This window comes from Marinomonas maritima (genome assembly GCF_024435075.2).
GTDB classification, from domain to species: domain Bacteria; phylum Pseudomonadota; class Gammaproteobacteria; order Pseudomonadales; family Marinomonadaceae; genus Marinomonas; species Marinomonas maritima.
Map to the genome: position 1 here is coordinate 911690 of NZ_JAMZEG020000001.1, position 18378 is coordinate 930067.

General features: G+C 49.5%; 16 protein-coding genes. 14 read left to right on the top strand and 2 right to left on the bottom strand.

Annotation, left to right across the window (positions count from 1 at the left end):
* Window positions 1–15: 15 nt before the first annotated feature.
* From M3I01_RS04415 to M3I01_RS04440, 6 genes are all read left to right on the top strand, one after another.
* A complete protein-coding gene (locus tag M3I01_RS04415) occupies window positions 16–882 on the top strand; it encodes an ABC transporter ATP-binding protein (protein ID WP_275564931.1) in 867 nt (288 codons plus the stop codon).
* Window positions 882–1634 carry an ABC transporter ATP-binding protein gene (locus tag M3I01_RS04420; RefSeq protein WP_255894376.1) on the top strand — a complete coding sequence of 251 codons (753 nt, stop codon included), beginning with the start codon at window positions 882–884 and terminating at the stop codon, window positions 1632–1634. Before M3I01_RS04415 ends, M3I01_RS04420 begins: the two co-directional genes overlap by 1 nt.
* Before the next feature lie 138 nt (window positions 1635–1772).
* Window positions 1773–2999 (top strand): ABC transporter substrate-binding protein, encoded by a 1227-nt coding sequence (locus tag M3I01_RS04425; RefSeq protein WP_255894377.1) that lies wholly within the window; start codon window positions 1773–1775, stop codon window positions 2997–2999.
* Between the two features lie 111 nt (window positions 3000–3110).
* Window positions 3111–3998 carry a branched-chain amino acid ABC transporter permease gene (locus M3I01_RS04430; protein WP_255894378.1) on the top strand — a complete coding sequence of 296 codons (888 nt, stop codon included), beginning with the start codon at window positions 3111–3113 and terminating at the stop codon, window positions 3996–3998.
* Window positions 3999–4072: 74 nt separating this feature from the next.
* On the top strand, window positions 4073–4996 hold the full coding sequence (locus tag M3I01_RS04435; RefSeq protein ID WP_255894802.1) for a branched-chain amino acid ABC transporter permease: 924 nt from the start codon (window positions 4073–4075) through the stop codon (window positions 4994–4996).
* 112 nt (window positions 4997–5108) lie between these two features.
* Window positions 5109–6287 carry an acetyl-CoA C-acyltransferase gene (locus M3I01_RS04440; protein WP_275564932.1) on the top strand — a complete coding sequence of 393 codons (1179 nt, stop codon included), beginning with the start codon at window positions 5109–5111 and terminating at the stop codon, window positions 6285–6287.
* Between the two features lie 489 nt (window positions 6288–6776).
* Here M3I01_RS04440 and M3I01_RS04445 read toward each other — a convergent pair whose 3' ends face one another.
* Window positions 6777–7676: an AraC family transcriptional regulator gene (locus tag M3I01_RS04445; protein ID WP_255894379.1), complete on the bottom strand. Its 900-nt coding sequence runs from the start codon at window positions 7674–7676 to the stop codon at window positions 6777–6779.
* 185 nt (window positions 7677–7861) lie between these two features.
* Between M3I01_RS04445 and M3I01_RS04450 the strand changes: the two genes are divergently transcribed.
* The 8 genes from M3I01_RS04450 to M3I01_RS04485 all read left to right on the top strand — a co-directional run bounded on the left by M3I01_RS04450 (window position 7862) and on the right by M3I01_RS04485 (window position 16285).
* Entirely contained in the window at window positions 7862–9355 is a 1494-nt protein-coding gene (locus tag M3I01_RS04450; protein ID WP_275564933.1) for a CoA-acylating methylmalonate-semialdehyde dehydrogenase, read from the top strand.
* Window positions 9356–9497: 142 nt separating this feature from the next.
* Entirely contained in the window at window positions 9498–10652 is a 1155-nt protein-coding gene (locus tag M3I01_RS04455; RefSeq protein ID WP_275564934.1) for an acyl-CoA dehydrogenase family protein, read from the top strand.
* A 51-nt stretch (window positions 10653–10703) separates the two neighbouring features.
* Window positions 10704–11513, top strand: coding sequence for an enoyl-CoA hydratase (locus tag M3I01_RS04460; RefSeq protein WP_255894380.1), 810 nt, complete (start codon window positions 10704–10706; stop codon window positions 11511–11513).
* 50 nt (window positions 11514–11563) lie between these two features.
* Window positions 11564–12673, top strand: coding sequence for an enoyl-CoA hydratase/isomerase family protein (locus M3I01_RS04465; RefSeq protein ID WP_255894385.1), 1110 nt, complete (start codon window positions 11564–11566; stop codon window positions 12671–12673).
* Window positions 12674–12730: 57 nt separating this feature from the next.
* Window positions 12731–13627 carry a 3-hydroxyisobutyrate dehydrogenase gene (mmsB, locus tag M3I01_RS04470; protein WP_255894386.1) on the top strand — a complete coding sequence of 299 codons (897 nt, stop codon included), beginning with the start codon at window positions 12731–12733 and terminating at the stop codon, window positions 13625–13627.
* Window positions 13628–13703: 76 nt separating this feature from the next.
* Complete coding sequence (locus M3I01_RS04475; RefSeq protein WP_255894387.1) at window positions 13704–14468, top strand: SDR family oxidoreductase; 765 nt, start codon at window positions 13704–13706, stop codon at window positions 14466–14468.
* A 138-nt stretch (window positions 14469–14606) separates the two neighbouring features.
* Entirely contained in the window at window positions 14607–15359 is a 753-nt protein-coding gene (locus M3I01_RS04480; protein ID WP_255894389.1) for an electron transfer flavoprotein subunit beta/FixA family protein, read from the top strand.
* Window positions 15356–16285 (top strand): electron transfer flavoprotein subunit alpha/FixB family protein, encoded by a 930-nt coding sequence (locus M3I01_RS04485; RefSeq protein ID WP_255894390.1) that lies wholly within the window; start codon window positions 15356–15358, stop codon window positions 16283–16285. The genes M3I01_RS04480 and M3I01_RS04485 overlap by 4 nt, the downstream gene beginning before the upstream one ends.
* 228 nt (window positions 16286–16513) lie before the next feature.
* On the opposite strand, the gene M3I01_RS04490 is transcribed toward M3I01_RS04485, so the two are convergent.
* Window positions 16514–18346: a protein kinase domain-containing protein gene (locus tag M3I01_RS04490; protein WP_275564935.1), complete on the bottom strand. Its 1833-nt coding sequence runs from the start codon at window positions 18344–18346 to the stop codon at window positions 16514–16516.
* Window positions 18347–18378: the final 32 nt, after the last annotated feature.

Below are 18378 nucleotides of genomic sequence, written 5' to 3' on the forward strand. Positions count from 1 at the left end.
AGGTGGCGCAGGCTTATGAGTTCTGAATTTGTTCTGGAAACGCGAAATTTAGTCAAAGAGTTTAAGGGATTTACCGCTGTGGATAAGGTGAATCTGCAAATTAAACGCGGCCATATACACGCATTGATCGGCCCGAATGGGGCCGGTAAAACCACGGTGTTTAATTTACTAACCAAGTTTTTAACCCCGACAAAAGGACAGATCTTGTTTAATGGGCGCGACATTACCGCCATGAAACCGGCGTCTATTGCCCGTTTGGGGATTATTCGTTCGTTTCAAATCTCGGCGGTATTTCCGCATATGACAGTGTTAGAAAACGTGCGCGTTGCCTTGCAGCGTTTTGAGGGCAACAGCTTCCACTTTTGGTCGTCGGATAAAACGCTGAATAAGCTTAACCAGCGTTGTTATCAGTTGTTGGAATCCGTCGGCTTGGCGGACTGGGCCGATACGCCCACGGTGGCCTTGTCCTATGGGCGCAAACGCGCTTTGGAATTGGCCACGACCTTGGCAATGGAGCCAGAGCTGATTTTGTTTGATGAGCCAACGCAAGGCATGGGCCATGAAGATGTGGAGCGGGTGGTCGAGCTTATTCGTCAAACGGCCGTGGGGAGAACTGTACTCATGGTGGAGCATAACCTGAGTGTGGTGAGCCAATTATGTGATCGCATTAGTGTATTGACGCGCGGCGTGGTGCTCACCGAAGGGGATTATCAAACCGTGGCGGCCAATCCAGAAGTGCGTGAGGCCTACATGGGAAGTGAAGTGGGCAGTGAAGTGGGCAGTGAAGTGGGCAGCGATGCCGCTGAGGACAAAGATTCCAGTGCGCCCACCAACACAAACCAAGTACATAACACCGCCGCTGGCCCGTTGGAGGTGCACTAATGCAAAACTCTACCATAGTCGCGCAAGCGCCAGACTTACACAAGGCCAGTGCGCCAACGTCATTGGAGATAAGCGATTTACACGCCTTTTATGGAGAGTCGCATATATTGCATGGGGTTAATTTACACGTGCAAGAGGGTGAATTAGTCACTTTATTGGGCCGCAATGGCGCAGGGCGCAGCACCACCTTAAAAGCCATTATGAATATGGTGGGGCGCCGCACAGGTTCTATCAAAATTCATGGTAAGCAAGTTATCACCAGTCCAGCCCATCATATTGCCCGTTTGGGCGTGGGTTATTGCCCAGAAGAAAGGGGTATTTTTGCCGCCTTGAGTGTGGCGGAAAATCTGATGTTACCGCCAGTAGTATGCGCTGGTGGCATGAGTTTGGACGACATCTATGGCATGTTCCCCAATCTTTATGAGCGCCGTTTTAGCCAAGGCACCCGCCTGTCTGGTGGTGAGCAGCAGATGTTGGCGATGGCGCGTATTTTAAGAACCGGGGCCAAGTTGCTGCTGCTCGATGAGATTACCGAAGGGCTGGCGCCAGTGATTGTGCAGCAACTGGCGCAAGTGCTTTTGCAGCTCAAGGAACAAGGCTTAACCATCATTTTAGTGGAACAAAACTTCCGCTTCGCAGCGCCATTGGCGGACCGTCATTACTTGATGGAGCATGGCCAAATCATAGAAGAAATTCACAGTAGCGAATTAACGGCCAAGCAAGCCTTGCTGAATACTTGTTTGGGAGTGTAGGGCGTGGCTAAGGCAAGTGATCTAGAGATAAGCCAAGCAATCCAGAGATAAAACCAGTAAGGCTCCTAGTCGGGGCAAAGAAACCAGTGTTGTTACTTTTAAAAAAAATAATAGCCAATTAGGCAATGGAGACACACGATGAAAATAATGCAAAAACTCTTAACTGCAGCCATAGCGAGTGCCGTTATGGCCAGCAGTGCCCAAGCGGCCATTAGCGATAATGAAGTGCGCATCGGCTATTTAGCGGATATGTCTGGCACCTATCGCGACCTTGCTGGCCCCAATGGTTTGACGGCTTTGAATATGGCGGTTGAGGATTTTGGCGGCAAGGTCAATGGGGCGGCTATTACCGTGGTCAGTGCGGATGATCGCAACAGCCCAGATGTGGCGTCCAGCACTGTACGCCAATGGGTGGAATCCGATGGCGTCGATATGGTGGCGGGTATGGTTGCCTCTTCGGTCACCATTGCCACCACGAAAATTTTAGAACAAAGCAATAAATTGGGCATAGTGTCTGGTTCCGCTGCGTCCAGTATTACCGACCAATATTGCACCGCTAACCATATTCATTATGTGTACGACACTTATCCGTTGGCCCATGGTACAGCGCAAGCCGTCGTAAAAGAGGGCGGTGATAGCTGGTTTATTTTGACGGCCGATTATGCCTTTGGTCACTCGCTTGAAAAAGACGTGGAAAAAGTGGTGCGAGAAAATGGCGGCACTGTGATGCAAAAAGTACGTCACCCTTTCCCGACCAGTGATTTTTCTTCGTTTATCTTGCAGGCGCAAGGTTCGGGCGCTTCCGTGGTGGCGCTGGCCAATGCCGGTTCCGATACCATTAATGCCATCAATACGGCGGGTGAATTTGGGGTGACTCAATCAGGCCAATCGTTAGCGGCGCTATTGTTGTTCCTCACGGATGTGCATGCTTTGGGTGTGGATGTCGCCCAAGGAATACAGCTGACAACCGGTTGGTATTGGAATAAAGACGCCGAAGCAAGAGCCTGGTCGGATCGCTTTATGGAGCGTACTGGCGTACGGCCAACTATGGTGCATGCGGGGATTTATTCCAGCACCTTGCATTATCTTAATGCCATTAAAGCGGCCGAGTCAGACGATACCCAAAAGGTACGTCAAAAAATGATCGCCACCCCTATTAATGACATGTTTGCCAAAGGCGGCGAGATTCGTGAAGACGGCCGCATGGTACACGATATGTACTTAGCAAAAGTGAAAACCCCAGCCCAATCAAAAGGCGAATGGGATCTGTATGACATCATCCGTACTATTCCGGCCAAAGACGCTTATCGTCCCTTGGCCGACAGCCAGTGCAAGCTGATTAAAGGTACAGTTGCCGTAAAATAGGCCATATAAGGTAGGTGGGTAACCTGCATGTGATTCTCGCTTTCCTTGTCACTGGGGCCGAGAGTTGCGTGCGGCGTTGCCGCCGCCGTTTGATATAGGTGGGTTGTCATTATGAGCATAATATTTGGGGTGCCAATGGCGGTACTCTTTGGTCAGTTATTGCTTGGCTTGATCAATGGGGCATTTTACGCCTTGCTGAGCCTTGGGTTAGCGGTGATTTTTGGTTTGTTGAAAATCATTAACTTTGCCCACGGTGCATTTTATATGTTGGGGGCCTTATGCGCTGTGGTGTTGTTTAATGCCTTTGGTGTGAGTTATTGGCTGACGCTATTGCTGGTGCCCATTTTGGTGGGTGCGTTGGGTGTGGCGGTGGAATATTTTTTGTTGCGCAAAATAGCCAATGAAGAGCCGATTTACAGTCTATTGTTAACCTTTGGTTTGGCCTTGGTGATTCAAGGGGTTTTTACCAATATTTATGGGGTGTCGGGTTTGCGTTATGCCATGCCCGAAGTGTTTCGCGGCGGGGTGAACTTGGGTTTTATGTTCCTGCCCTACTATCGCGCTTGGATCATAGTGGTGGCGTTGCTGGTGTGTTTGGCGACCTGGCTGATGATTGAAAAAACCAAGCTGGGCGCCTATTTACGGGCTGGTACGGAAAACTCGCCCTTGCTCCAAGCCTTTGGCATCAATGTGCCTTTATTGGTCAGCTTAACCTATGGTTTTGGGGTGATGCTGGCGGCGTTTGCCGGTGTGTTGGCGGCGCCTATTTATTCGGTGACACCTGTAATGGGGGCCAATTTATTGATTATCGTCTTTGCTGTCGTGGTCATAGGGGGCATGGGTTCCATCGTGGGCGCTGTGATTACTGGTTTAGCCATGGGGGTGATCGAAGGCCTGACTAAGGTGTTTTACCCAGAAGCGTCCAGCACAGTAATTTTCTTGGTGATGGTGTTGGTGTTATTGGTTCGCCCTGCGGGCTTATTTGGAAAGGAGGCGTAGTTATGTCGATATTCGTATCTACCACGGCCAGTACCAAACCTAGCTTGGCGACACGCTCCCGTAGCGAACGCCATATGCTGATTTTATATGCCGTTTTGCTGGTGGCGGCACTGTTTGCGCCGTTATTGGTGTATCCAGTGTTCTTGATGAAAATACTCTGCTTCTCCTTGTTTGCGGTGGCGTTTAACTTGGTGTTGGGCTACGTCGGTTTGCTGTCGTTTGGCAGCGCTGCCTTTTTGGCCACTGGTGGTTATACCACTGGCTATTTATTGACTAGCTATTCTACCCTCACACCGGAAATCGCCATTGTCGCAGGCACCTTAGTGGCCACAGCGTTGGGGCTGGTGTTTGGCCTTCTGGCGATTCGCCGACAGGGCATTTACTTTGCCATGATTACCCTCGCCTTGGCGCAATTGGTGTTCTTTTTCTTTGTGCAAGCGCCGTTTACCCATGGAGAAAATGGCTTGCACGGCATTCCGCGCGGGGAATTGTTGGGCCTGATTGATCTGCAAGACAATATGAATATGTATTACTTTGTATTGGCTGTCTTTATAGCGGGTTTTGCCTTGGTGCAGCGGATGATCCATTCGCCTTATGGACAGGTATTAAAAGCCATTAAAGAAAACGAAGCACGCGCCATTTCTTTGGGCTATCACGTGGATCGTTATAAGTTGCTGGCCTTTGTGGTGGCTTCGGGTCTGGCTGGCTTGGCGGGTTCCGTTAAGGTGTTGGTTTTCCAATTAGCCTCGTTAAATGATGCTCACTGGCAGATGTCTGGCGAAGTGATTTTGATGACCTTACTGGGTGGCGTTGGGACCTTATTTGGTCCTGTGGTTGGGGCGACCTTTGTGGTGAGTCTTGAGCATGAGTTATCTCAGGGTGCACTGGGGGATTGGATAAACGTCATTCTTGGGGGGATTTTTATTGTCTGTGTATTGGCGTTTCGTGCGGGTATCGTGGGCGAGCTGCAAAAGTGGCTAAAGAAAAAGCGCCAGTAATGGTGATCAATCCGCCTTTCTCTTCTGGCCTAGTGTGTGAATTAACGTTAGTCCGTGAACTAGAGTGTTAATAAGCTAGAGAGAAGGGCATTAAGTTAGCAAGAGGTGAGATATGAGTGAGTCAATCGTAATAGTCGGCGCCGCAAGGACACCAATGGGCGGCTTACAAGGAGATTTAAGCAGTGTCAGATCACCAGACCTTGGGGCCGTGGCGATTGCGGCGGCCATCGAGCGTTCAGGCATCGCCTCGGATCAGGTCGATGAAGTCATTATGGGGTGCGTGTTACCCGCCGGTTTGGGGCAGGCACCGGCTCGTCAAGCGGCGCTAAAAGCAGGTCTACCTCTGTCAACAACCTGTACCACAGTGAATAAAATGTGCGGTTCAGGCATGAAGGCGGTCATGTTGGCGCACGATCAACTTTTGGCCGGCAGCGCGACTGTGGTGGTCGCGGGTGGCATGGAAAACATGAGTCAAGCCCCTTACTTATTGCCCAAAGTGCGTGAAGGTTTGCGTATGGGTCATAGCACAGTATTGGACCATATGTTTTGTGATGGTTTAGAAGACGCCTACGAAGGCGGCTTGATGGGTAACTTTGCCCAGAACACAGCGGATACCTTTGCTTTGACGCGCGAAGTTATGGATGATTTTGCGATTGGTTCTTTGGAAAAATCCCTACACGCCATTGAAAGCGGTAGCTTTGCCGCCGAAATTGCCCCAGTGACTGTCGTGGGTCGCCATGGCGACACCCTTGTCAGCGTTGATGAGCAACCCGGCAAAGCGCGGCCAGAAAAAATCCGTACCTTAAGGCCTGCCTTCGCGAAAAACGGCACGGTTACCGCCGCCAATGCCAGCTCCATTTCGGATGGCGCCTCGGCACTGGTGCTGATGACAGAGACTTTAGCATTGCAAGACGGTCTACAGCCGTTGGCGCGTATTGTAGCGCATGCCAGCCACGCTCAATTACCAGCGGAATTTACCCTTGCGCCTATAGGCGCGATTGAAAAAGTATTGCAAAAAGCTGGCTGGGAGAAAGACACGGTGGACCTGTTTGAAATAAACGAAGCCTTTGCTGTTGTCACTATGTTAGCGCAACAAAAATTGTCGCTAGACCCAGCCAAAGTGAATGTGAAAGGCGGCGCTTGCGCCCTTGGGCACCCGATTGGCTCCAGCGGCGCCCGCATACTGGTGACCCTGCTATATGCTCTCCAGCAGCGCAATTTAAAACGCGGCGTCGCGTCTCTTTGCATCGGTGGCGGCGAAGCCACAGCGGTAGCGATTGAACTGATCTAACAGTTTTCTGTGGCACCTTATGCTAGGGTAAATGGGGGCACTAATGGGAGGCTATAGCGGTACTCAGTACACCGCAAGCCAGCCTCTCAATTGTGCAGTTTTTTGTATTGGTGCTCCTTGTGCCATAAACACTTGTTCGCGTTATTATCCGGTGTTAACTTAAAATCCATATCAATCAAAAAGGTGGTCAGCCTGATAGCAGGGCTTTGGCTGCCGCCGAGCAAGCTAGTCTTCTCTACTTGGAAGGGCTGGAGATGGATATGCAGTACTTTAGTGACATGCGACCTAGCTATTACTGCTTTTCAAATGAAACCAAAGAAATGACAACCGCTGAAATAATGGCTTATTTTGCATCTGACATGTAGCTGTATGTAGAAAAGCTAATTTATCCGTGAGTTCAAATTCAGATGCTCGTTGAAAATGTTAGCCACATTTGGAATAAATATGGTGCTGAATAAGCTATGTCAGGATGTATAGAACTGGAATCTCCTACTCTTTATAAGTGGCTTTACCTATGCGTATGCTGCGGTAGCGGCTGGGTGAGATACCCATCACTTTGTTAAATACCCGAGAGAAGTAGTAGGCGTCTTCGTAGCCTATGGCCCAGCCTATTTCCGCCATGCTTTGGTCGCTGATGTCCAGTAGGTGGCAGGCGCGTTCTATTTTCATATGAATAAAATCATTAATCGGGGTGCGCCCAGTCAGGGCTTTATAGCGTTTGATAAAGTGATATTTCGATAAATTGGCGGTAGCGGCCAAGGTTTCTATATCGAGCTTTTCATGCAGGTGCGTCAACATCAGGCTTTGAATGGCGCTCATGTTGAGGCTTTTATCATAATGGTGCTGCATTTGGGTTTTCAGAAGGGCGATGTGGGTCATTATCTGCCTTAATAGACTGCTGCTATGTAAATATGCCACCAGTAATTGCGACGATTGGCGCATGTCTAGCAAGGCTTCAAAGTCGGCCACCAGCCGTGGGTGCAGCCCAAGGGAGAGCGCCGGCTGTGCGGGCATGGCTTCGACGGACTGAAAATAGTCCGCCGCTAACGTTCCATCACAATGTAACCAATAAATGCTCCACGGATTACTCTCATCCGCTCTATAGCTATGAATACCATTTTTTGGCAGTACTAATAAGTCGCCTGCGCTGACTCGATAGTCTTGCTGGTCGATCCGTAAAAAACCTTCCCCAGAAACGCAATATATTAATAAATAGTCATCGTGCTGATTGCGCGACATTCGATGTCCAGCGGCGTTTTTGTAATACCCCATGGCTAACGGATAGATATCTTTAGACAGGTTGTGTTGGCTTAACTCGCTCACAATGGGCCGCGGTAGTACAAAACGTATGCTGCCGGAGGGGATGGGCCAGCTAGATGGTCGACTCATGGATAATACCCTTGTGAGTGCAGGCTTAGGTAAGCTTTATGGGAGAATCGCAATATAGTCCATTAGTTTAGCAACTTAATCAATCCTGTTAGTTTCGCGGGCGTGGTAAAACATATTTAGTATTGAAAAAGAACCACTTTGAGATTAACGTTAACGTAAAGGTAACTACCTCGGGAGAAACGGATATGACGCAACAAGTTCCTATGCTTATCAATGGTGAAATGGTGATCAGCCGTACAACTCAATGGCTCGCCGTGACTGATCCAGCGACACAAAATGAAATCGCCAGCCTGCCGTGCGCGACGCAGGCCGAGGTTGAACAGGCTGTAGCCGCAGCCAAAGCCGCCTTTGTTAGCTGGAAAGAAACCCCAGTGTCAGAGCGAGCTCGGCTTATGTTGCGTTATCAAGCCTTATTAAAAGAGCACCATGATGAACTGGCGACTATTCTAAGTAAGGAAACGGGAAAAACCTTTGAGGATGCCAAAGGCGATGTGTGGCGTGGTATAGAAGTGGTGGAGCATGCGTGCAATATTGCCTCCCTCAGCATGGGTGAAACGGTTGAAAACGTGGCCCGTAAAGTGGATTGCTACAGTTACAGCCAACCTCTGGGCGTGTGTGTCGGCATTACGCCGTTTAATTTTCCGGCGATGATTCCGTTGTGGATGTTTCCCATGGCCATTGCCTGCGGTAACACCTTTGTTTTAAAACCCTCTGAACAAGATCCATTAACCCCGATGCGTTTAGCCGAATTGTTTCAAGATGCCGGTGCACCAGCGGGTTTATTGCAAGTAATACATGGCACTAAAGAGGTAGTGGATCAGTTATTGGTACATCCAGATATAGAAGCCATTTCTTTTGTCGGTTCGGTCGCCGTGGCGGAACATATTTATAAAACCGGCACAGCGCATATGAAGCGGGTGCAGGCTTTTGCGGGTGCCAAAAACCATATGGTAGTGATGCCAGACGCGCAGAAGCAGCAGGTGATTAATAATCTGGTTGGGGCTTCCGTCGGCGCTGCTGGCCAACGTTGTATGGCGATTTCGGTGGCGGTGTTTGTCGGCGAGTCGCGCCAATGGGTGGGTGAATTAACAGAAGCGCTGGCGAAAGTTCGCCCCGGTGCGTGGGATGATAAAGCGGCGGGTTATGGCCCCTTGATCAACCCTCAAGCCAAGCAACGAGTGGTGCAGTTAATAACCGAGGGCATAGACGCAGGCGCTGAGTGTGTTTTAGACGGGCGTGATTGTCAGGTCGCTGGTTTCCCAGAGGGAAACTGGGTCGGGCCGACCTTGTTTACTAAGGTAACGCGGGATATGTCGATTTATACCGAAGAGATTTTTGGCCCTGTATTGCTGATATTGGAAGTGGATACGTTGGAAGAGGCGATTGCCTTGATCAACGACAACCCCTATGGCAACGGCACTTCTATCTTTACCGCATCGGGTGCCGCGGCACGTAAATACCAACATGAAATCAAAGTAGGGCAAGTCGGTATTAATGTACCGGTACCTGTGCCGTTACCGTTTTTCTCTTTTACTGGCTGGCGCAAGTCATTCTACGGCGACCAACATGCCTATGGTAAGCAAGCGGTACGTTTTTACAGTGAGACCAAAACAGTGACGGCTCGTTGGTTTGAGGATGACATTGCAGCAGGTCCGAATATGACCATTACCTTAAAGTAAAGTGCTTAAAATAAAGTGCTTGAAATAAAGTGCTTGAAATAAAGCGTGTGACATAACCTATTAGAAACAACAGATTACAAATAATGCGGCTGTTAAAAGCCACATCGACTAAGCCAGACAGCTTGAGTGTAAGGAGAGGGTAATGGATTTTGAGCTAAATGAAGATCAGCAGGCGTTTGCCAATATGGCGACGGCCTTCGCTCGTACTGAGCTTGAGCCGCATGCCGCCGAATGGGATCAACAGCATTTCTTTCCGGTAGAGGTGATCCGCAAAGCGGGTGAAATGGGTTTTGCGGCCCTGTATGCCCCCGAAGCCAGTGGCGGATTGGGGCTGAGTCGCTTGGATGCGAGCATTATTTTTGAACGTTTATCTATGGGGTGTACGTCTACCACCGCCTATTTAACCATTCATAATATGGTCACTTGGATGGTGACTTCCTTCGCTCAACCTTCGGTCTTACAGGCCTATGGGGAAGCGTTAGTGAGTGCGCAAAAGCTCGGTTCCTATTGCCTCACTGAACCCAATGCGGGTTCGGATGCGGCCTCTTTGAAAACGACCGCCAAGCAAGATGGCGACCATTACCTGCTCAACGGTAGCAAGGTATTTATTTCCGGTGCGGGCAGTACCGATGTGTTAGTAGTGATGGCTCGCACAGGTGGCCCCGGTGCGCGGGGTATTTCGGCCATCGTAGTGGATGCCCACAGTGAGGGCATTTCTTATGGTCGCGCGGAAGACAAGATGGGCTGGAACAGTCAGCCAACGCGCATGGTGTCATTTGATAATGTCAAAGTGCCCCTGAGTAATCTATTAAGCACGGAAGGCGAAGGGTTTGTTTTGGCCATGAAAGGCCTAGATGGCGGGCGCATTAATATTGCTTCTTGTTCTATCGGTACGGCTCAGCAAGCGCTCAACCAAGCGCGTAACTATATGCAAGAAAGACAGCAATTTGGCAAGAAAATCGGTGATTTTCAAGGCTTGCAGTTTCGTTTAGCCGATATGGCGACTGAGCTGCTGGCGGCGCGGCAGTTGGTGCGTTTGGCGGCCAGCAAACTGGATCGACAAGACCCAGATGCCACCACCTATTGTGCTATGGCTAAGCGCTTTGCCACGGATGTGGGCTTTCGGGTGTGTGATGACGCCTTGCAGATATTTGGCGGCTACGGCTACATTAAGGAGTACCCGCTGGAGCGTTATGTGCGTGATACACGGGTGCATCGAATCCTTGAAGGCACCAATGAGATTATGCGAGTGATTATCGGTCGCCGTTTGTTGGCGGATACAGACACTGAATTTTAAGATATTGAATAGAAATCTTGAATAGAGATCTCGGATAGTAAGGAGAGAAGCATGTCAGAAACATCAAGCACCACATCGGCAACGACGAACAGCAACATCCTAGTTGAAAAATGCGGCCATGTGGCCTTGTTAACCATGAATAACCCTCCTGCCAATACTTGGACAGCCGCCAGCCTGCAAGCCTTGATTGATATCGTCAATGAGCTGAATGCAGACCGGTCGATTTGGAGTTTAGTGTTAACGGGTGCTGGGCAGAAATTCTTTTCCGCTGGGGCAGATCTGAAGTTATTCGCCGATGGTGATCGTCAAGTAGCACGTGAGATGGCACGCTTATTTGGTTTGGCGTTTGAAGCCTTAAGCCAGTTTCGTGGAGTGTCGATTGCCGCTATTAATGGCTATAGCATGGGTGGCGGTCTGGAAGTGGCGCTGGCCTGTGATTTACGTTTGGCGGAAACACAGGCGGTAATGGCCTTGCCAGAAGCCAAAGTAGGCCTGTTACCTTGTGCTGGTGGCACGCAAAATCTGACTTGGTTAGTCGGTGAAGGCTGGGCAAAACGCATGATACTGTGCGGTGAACAAGTGACCGCAGACAAAGCCTTAACCATAGGGTTAGTCGAAGAGGTGGTTGGCACTGGCGAAGTGTTGGAAAAAGCGTTGGCATTGGCCGAGCAAGTGGCGCAACAGAGTCCCTCTTCTGTCACGGCCTGTAAACGCTTGATTCAACATGCCCGTTCCGCGCCTTTGCAGCAGGGGTATATTGTCGAACGCGAGTTGTTTGTTGATTTGTTTAATACCGCCGATCAAACGGAAGGGGTGCAGGCGTTTTTAGAAAAACGTCCACCACAATGGAAAAATTGCTAACGACGAATTCTAGTTAATGACAAATACCAGTTAAGGATGGGGAAACCGCTATGAGTTGTGTGATTTTTACCGAACATGTCACGGCCAGTGGTCAATTTATTGGCGAAATCTGCCTGAATTCAGAGAAAAACCTTAATGCGTTAACGCTCGACATGATAGAGCTGATCTTGCCCAAACTATCTCAATGGCAGGACGATCCTCGCATCAGCGCTGTGCTGTTGGACAGCGTTGGAGAAAAAGCTTTTTGCGCCGGAGGTGATGTGGTGAGCTTGCATAACGCCATCACCAGTGGTGTAGCAGAGGATAGTTTTGCCGAGACCTTTTTCACCCAAGAGTATCGGTTAGATTATTTAATTCATACTTACAGCAAGCCAATTATGTGTTGGGGCAGCGGCATAGTGATGGGCGGCGGTATGGGCTTGTACAGTGGTTGCAGCCATCGAATTGTCACCCAAAGCTCTCACTTGGCGATGCCGGAAGTCAGCATAGGCTTGTACCCTGATGTGGGTGGTAGCTGGTTTCTCAATCGTATGCCGGGACGTACCGGATTGTTTTTAGGATTAACAGGCAACGCCATTAATGCGGTCGATGCCGTGTTTCTTGGTTTGGCTGACAGGGCGATTGATCTGTCATTGCGTAGCCATTTGCTGCAACGCTTACAAGCCTCCGACTGGGTGGGTTCAGCTAGCCAAATTATTGATGGCATTTTACGTGACCTAGAGGCGGATTCGTTCGTGCACTTTAGCGAAATGGCAGCGCCGATTCAGCAGCATCAAGCTGTGATTCGCCAGCTGACTGATCAAGACGATGTGGCGGGTATATTAGCCGCCTTGAACGCTTTTCAGACAGACGATCCTTGGTTAATACGGGCGAAAAAATCTGTGTCCCATGGTAGCCCAGTGTCAGTGTGTTTGATTAAACGCCAACTAGAGCGCTGCCGTCATTTATCGTTGAAAGAAGTCTTCCAACAGGAATTGAATGTCTCAGTGCAGTGTTGTCGTCAGAGGGAATTGCCAGAAGGTATTCGAGCCTTATTGATAGACAAAGACCGTCAGCCTAAATGGACATTTGCCACAGTCAAAGACGTAGATGCACAGTATATTGATGGATTATTGACCTCACCATGGTCAAAAGATACGCATCCATTGGTCAATCTTTAATTGAGTTGGCCGTTCTTCACGGATGGCTTAACCATAAAAATAACAAGGGGTTAGGTTATGGCTACTATAGGATTTATTGGTTTAGGCAATATGGGTGGGCCGATGGCGGCGAACCTTGTCAAGGCAGGTCATCAAGTACAGGCGTTTGATTTGTCGGCGGCGGCGTTGGAGCACGCGGTGGCGGCGGGTTGTATTGAAGCAACCTCAGCGGTGAACGCCATTAATGATGCCTCTATTGTGATCACCATGTTACCGGCCGGTAAGCATGTGGAGGGTTTGTTGCTCACAGGGCCAACGCCCTTGTTTGATCATTTGGCAAAGGACGCGCTGGTCATTGATTGCTCTACCATTGAAGCGGACATTGCTCGTTCTATTGCGGCAACGGCTGAAGCCCGTGGCATTGCCTTCATCGATGCACCAGTGTCGGGTGGTGTGGGAGGGGCGCAAGCGGGTACGTTGACCTTTATCGTCGGTGGTTCCACGGCCCAGTTTGATCGAGCCTTGCCAGTATTACAGAGTATGGGCAAAAACACTTTCCATGCAGGTGATCATGGTGCTGGGCAGATAGCCAAAGCCTGTAACAATATGATGCTGGGCATCTTAATGGCGGGTACTTGTGAAGCACTCAATATGGGCATGAAAAACGGCCTAGACCCCAAGGTGCTATCGGACATTATGAAGCAAAGTTCGGGTAATAACTGGGCCCTGCAAGTCTATAACCCAGTGCCAGGGGTGATGGAGAATGTACCAGCGGCCAATGGCTATCAAGGCGGCTTTCAGGTGGATTTGATGTTTAAAGATTTGGGGTTGGCGATGAATTTAAGTCAATTAAGTGCGTCTCCCACCCCTATGGGATCTGCCGCACGTGGCTTATTTAACCTGCATAAAGAGCAAGGTAATGGCCACTTAGACTTTTCCAGCTTGATTGGTCTTTATCAGCCAAAATCGTCTTAAGAGATAGGGCTAGATAAACGCGAATGAATTTATGAACTCCCCCTATAGTAATAAGATTTGAGAGAGGAAAGATGCAATGCAACTGAACAATAACGTCTGGGTGATTACCGGTGGTGCCCGTGGGCTAGGTGCTGGTATGGCGGCGCATTTGGCGTCTATGGGGGCGCATGTGGCGCTGATTGATCTGGATGCCAGCGTATTAGATGCGACAGCCACGATGATAGCGAACCAGCACAGCGTCAAGGCGCAGGGGTATGTGTGTGATATCAGTGACGAAGGTCAAGTGGAGCGCACCTTCGCCAAGATTCGTGGCGACTTTGGTGGTATTCATGGGTTAGTGAATAACGCAGGCTTATTACGTGATGGCATGTTGATCAAGGTAAAAGACGGTGTGTTAACCGATAAAATGTCTTTGTCTCAGTGGCGCTCAGTGATTGACGTAAACCTAACGGGCAGTTTTTTATGTGGCCGTGAGGCCGCCGCTGTTATGGCTGAACAAGGTGATGGTGGGGTGATAGTGAATATGTCTTCCGTGTCCCGAGCGGGCAATATGGGTCAGTCCAATTATGCGGCCAGTAAGGCGGCTGTGGCCAGCCTAGTGGTGACTTGGGCGAAAGAATTGGCGCGTTATAAGATTCGTGTCGGCGGTATTGTCCCCGGTGTTGTGGCGACTGACATGACAGCGCAAATGAAACCAGAAGCCATTGAGCGCATGCTGGCGGCGGTGCCAGTACGCCGTTTAGGTGAAATTGGTGAAATCGCCCATAGCTTACAATATATAGTGGAAAACGATTATTTTACCGGCCGTATGATTGAAATAGACGGCGGATTAAGGTTCTGATGGACACTTATCTATATGCTAGATATTTGCCAATACAGGGTTTTATCAATACACAGGGCTTTAATAATGGAGGATTGTGTAGACTTATTTGAGTTTAACCTGCTCCAGTCCGAATTTTTATTTCGAGGGAAATAACCAATGAAAATCTTGGTCGCCGTAAAACGAGTCATAGATTACAACGTCAAAGTAAGGGTCAAAGCAGACCGTTCAGACGTGGATCTCACCAATGTCAAAATGGCCCTGAACCCCTTTTGCGAAATCGCCGTGGAAGAAGCCGTGCGCTTGAAAGAACAAGGTATCGCTAGCGAAATTGTCGTAGTTTCCATCGGCAGTAAAGCCTGCCAAGAGCAACTGCGAAATGCGTTGGCGCTAGGTGCTGATCGCGCCATTCAAATTGAAGCGCCAGATGGCCCGGATGGGTTATCCGTGGCGCGTCTATTGGCGAAAATCGTCGAAATCGAGCAGCCTAGTTTGATCTTACTGGGCAAACAAGCGATTGATTCGGACAATAATCAAACAGGTCAAATGTTGGCGGCATTATTGGATCGTCCACAGGCAACTTTTGCCTCTGAAATTAAGGTAGAAGGTGAGCAACTATTGGTGACGCGTGAAATAGATGGCGGTTTACAAACCTTAAAAGTGACGCTGCCCGCCGTCGTCACCACGGATTTACGCCTTAATGAACCGCGTTATGCCTCTTTACCTAACATCATGAAAGCCAAGAGAAAACCGCTCGAAGTGAAGACGGCCGAAGAGCTGGGTGTGACGGTTGCCAGCAACATTACCTTGCTGGGTGTGGAACCTCCCGCCGAGCGTCAAGCTGGTATCAAGGTGGCCTCTGTGGCCGAGTTGGTGGAAAAGTTACGTAATGAAGCGAAGGTGATTGCATGAGTATTTTAATTCTTGCCGAACATGATAATCAGTCACTACAAGCGGTGACACTCAATGTGTTGGCGGCCGCACAGGCGATTGACGATGACATTACCGTGTTAGTGGCGGGTCATGAATGCGCTAGCGTGGCCGATCAAGTAGCGAAGATTGCTTGCGTCAGCACGGTATTGTTGGCGGATGCACCAGCCTACGCGCATCAGTTAGCGGAAAACGTCAGTAAATTAGTGTTTGAACAAGCCACGGATCACAGCCATATATTGGCGGCCGCGACCACGAACGGTAAAAACATTCTGCCACGGGTGGCGGCGCTGTTGGGTGTTAATCAATTATCGGGTGTGATGGCTATTGAATCGGCTAGCCGTTTTAAACGGGCGATTTATGCGGGTAATGCCATTGCCACAGTAGAAAGTAGCGATGCCGTGAAAGTAATGACCATACGCGGCACAGCCTTTGACCCAGTGGCGGCCGATGGCGGTCAAGCGCATATAGAAACCATTGGCTCTGTCTACGACAGTGCTGATATCAGCTTTAGCCATGAAACCTTGGCCGTATCGGATCGCCCTGAATTAACGTCTGCCAGCATTGTGGTGTCGGGTGGCCGAGGTCTGGCTAATGGGGAGAATTTCGAACTCTTGTATAAATTGGCCGATAAACTGGGTGCCGCCGTTGGCGCTTCTCGTGCCGCCGTAGACGCTGGCTATGTGCCAAATGATATGCAAGTGGGGCAGACAGGTAAGATGGTCGCGCCTGATTTGTATATCGCCGTCGGTATTTCCGGTGCTATTCAGCATCTGGCGGGTATGAAGGACTCAAAAATCATCGTGGCGATTAATAAAGACGCCGAAGCGCCTATTTTTCAAGTGGCCGACTATGGGCTGGTGGCGGACTTGTTCGATGCGGTTCCCGAGCTTGAGAAAACGCTTTAAAAAGTAGATCCCCTGTACTATTGACCCGCTCTGGTTGTGCCAGTAGCGGGTTTTTTTTGCCTGCTTTTGGGGTGAACTTTACCGGACGCTAAAGCCGCTGGGTACTAAAGTCATTAAAAACATGAGTCGCATGGGACCATTGTAAATAGCAAGTAAAATCAGTGTGAATTAATGTGTCTTTTATACCCACGCCGGAAGGTGCTGCGGTTTTCCAGCCTGCATTTTACGTCATGGTTTGCAGAGGGGGGTTGGGCTTCTTGGGTTTTTGGGAAAAAACTGCTCTGGGGCGCTGGCTTGGCGGTTGAATTGACGGGTATTTTTGTAGGGCATTTTCATAAAGCCCGATACCCCAAGGCCGTTAATCAGTGGAATGGCGCTGACAATTCTGGCTAAGGATTGGCTGAAGAGGTCTTCTTTGCTGGGGTCTAATAAAACGTAATAGCTGTGGATTTTCAAATGGGTCGGTAGGGCTTCAAAGATGATGAGACCTGTGTGGCGAATCCCATTGAGCAGGGCGATTTCTTGCATAATAGCTGCGGGCAAGTGCAGTAGTTCGTCTGGGTCTTGGCCATCTTCAAAGTAAGAGTGGTTACGACTTTGGTCTTCGGTTAACGGCGCTTGTGTCATATCAAACGGGATTAGCATATCAGTCGGTGGATAAAAGGCTTGCTGCTCGTTGGCGCGGTTAATATGGCGGGTGTTTTTCGCGTTAAACATGCAACATTTAAAGACACCGTCACGGTGAATTGCTCGGGCTAGCGTCACAATATTGTTCACCGCTGTGATAAAAGGGGTTTTCAAAGAGGCGTCTTTTAAGTGCAAACTAGAGTCTATGTAGACACCTTCATCTTCCCAACGAATCGCCAACCCACCGAGCACAGGGTATTTGCCTAAACGGCTGATCGCTCCGAGAAAGGCTCGTTCGGTATGGCCCATGCCGTGCATAAAGTTTTTGTAATATTTTTCCAGTTCCACATCATCCACTTCGGCCATCAAATAATGGTCGATATTGCCTTCTCGTAAAAAGCTTTTACGGGAGCTGTAGACCACGGTTTCCATGTCACTGAGTTCGTTAAAACTCCAAACTGGAATCTGTAATTTTTCCTCTTTAGTGGGTAGTTCAGGTATCACCAAGCGCTGCATATTGGACATTTGCTTTAGCAGGTAATCACCCGCCAAGCTGCGTTGTGGGGCGTCCGCAGCCAATAAGGTTTGCAAGGTAATGGCGAACTCTTTGGGTAATCCCAGCGAAGTAGCGGGAATGGCATCGTAGCCATAACGGCAACTTTGGCCGGAGGCCAGGGCGTATAGCGTCCCCGCCGCGCCTTGTTCGTCGAATCGAGGTGAGCTGAGGCCACCATTAAGCTGCTCATCACCAATAAAATACACATCGCCTAACTTGGCGTTGGTTTGTTGTAAATCCTCGCTGAAAAAACTGAATTCTTGCCGACCTATGGCTTGCCCTTGGGCATCGATTTGGGCATAGACGCTGGAACCCCAGTCGATGAGTTTGATGGTTTCCGTTAGTGGATCAAAGACAATGTTGGAGGGTTTGATATCCCCATGCACTATGGCGCTTTGATCTGGGCTGTTGCGCAGGGTGTGTAACAGCGCCACTAGTTGGGCGGCTATCTTGATGACTAAGCGTGGCGATAAGCGGCCGTACTTTATCGAATAGGCTTCTAAATCCATACCTATTGCGCGTTCCATCATTAATACGGATTGCCGCGATATTTTAGTATATTCACTGACGGCCGGAATATGAGGATGCATGATTTGGCTCTGCATCCAAGCTTCGCCTTCCAAACGGTCTTGTATGTGCTGAGGCAGATTAATGCGGGAAAATTTAAACACATAGTCCGCGCCATCACTGGCGCGGCCCCCAAAGACAAACCCGTAGGCGCCCTTACCGATAAATTCAATATTGGAAAAACCCAGTAAACCGAGCTGATCCATACAAAGTTGCACCCAGTCTTTGATCTTTTGAGCGTCTTCATGGCTCATTAGATAAATCGACTGCTCTTCGTTGATATAGAACTGTTGCAGTAAAGGACGCGTCATGGGCTTGTCTTAGTTGAGTCGTCTTAGTTGGG

Excerpts from the sequence above, each read along its gene's own strand:
- M3I01_RS04480 (WP_255894389.1), top strand. The coding sequence starts at position 14,607 with ATGAAAATCTTGGTCGCCGTAAAACGAGTCATAGATTACAACGTCAAA.
- M3I01_RS04460 (WP_255894380.1), top strand. The coding sequence starts at position 10,704 with ATGTCAGAAACATCAAGCACCACATCGGCAACGACGAACAGCAACATC.
- M3I01_RS04420 (WP_255894376.1), top strand. The coding sequence starts at position 882 with ATGCAAAACTCTACCATAGTCGCGCAAGCGCCAGACTTACACAAGGCC.
- M3I01_RS04430 (WP_255894378.1), top strand. The coding sequence starts at position 3,111 with ATGAGCATAATATTTGGGGTGCCAATGGCGGTACTCTTTGGTCAGTTA.
- M3I01_RS04450 (WP_275564933.1), top strand. The coding sequence starts at position 7,862 with ATGACGCAACAAGTTCCTATGCTTATCAATGGTGAAATGGTGATCAGC.
- M3I01_RS04485 (WP_255894390.1), top strand. The coding sequence starts at position 15,356 with ATGAGTATTTTAATTCTTGCCGAACATGATAATCAGTCACTACAAGCG.
- M3I01_RS04490 (WP_275564935.1), bottom strand. The coding sequence starts at position 18,346 with ATGACGCGTCCTTTACTGCAACAGTTCTATATCAACGAAGAGCAGTCG.
- M3I01_RS04415 (WP_275564931.1), top strand. The coding sequence starts at position 16 with ATGAGTTCTGAATTTGTTCTGGAAACGCGAAATTTAGTCAAAGAGTTT.
- M3I01_RS04425 (WP_255894377.1), top strand. The coding sequence starts at position 1,773 with ATGAAAATAATGCAAAAACTCTTAACTGCAGCCATAGCGAGTGCCGTT.
- M3I01_RS04465 (WP_255894385.1), top strand. The coding sequence starts at position 11,564 with ATGAGTTGTGTGATTTTTACCGAACATGTCACGGCCAGTGGTCAATTT.
- M3I01_RS04455 (WP_275564934.1), top strand. The coding sequence starts at position 9,498 with ATGGATTTTGAGCTAAATGAAGATCAGCAGGCGTTTGCCAATATGGCG.
- M3I01_RS04445 (WP_255894379.1), bottom strand. The coding sequence starts at position 7,676 with ATGAGTCGACCATCTAGCTGGCCCATCCCCTCCGGCAGCATACGTTTT.
- M3I01_RS04435 (WP_255894802.1), top strand. The coding sequence starts at position 4,073 with ATGCTGATTTTATATGCCGTTTTGCTGGTGGCGGCACTGTTTGCGCCG.
- mmsB (WP_255894386.1), top strand. The coding sequence starts at position 12,731 with ATGGCTACTATAGGATTTATTGGTTTAGGCAATATGGGTGGGCCGATG.
- M3I01_RS04440 (WP_275564932.1), top strand. The coding sequence starts at position 5,109 with ATGAGTGAGTCAATCGTAATAGTCGGCGCCGCAAGGACACCAATGGGC.
- M3I01_RS04475 (WP_255894387.1), top strand. The coding sequence starts at position 13,704 with ATGCAACTGAACAATAACGTCTGGGTGATTACCGGTGGTGCCCGTGGG.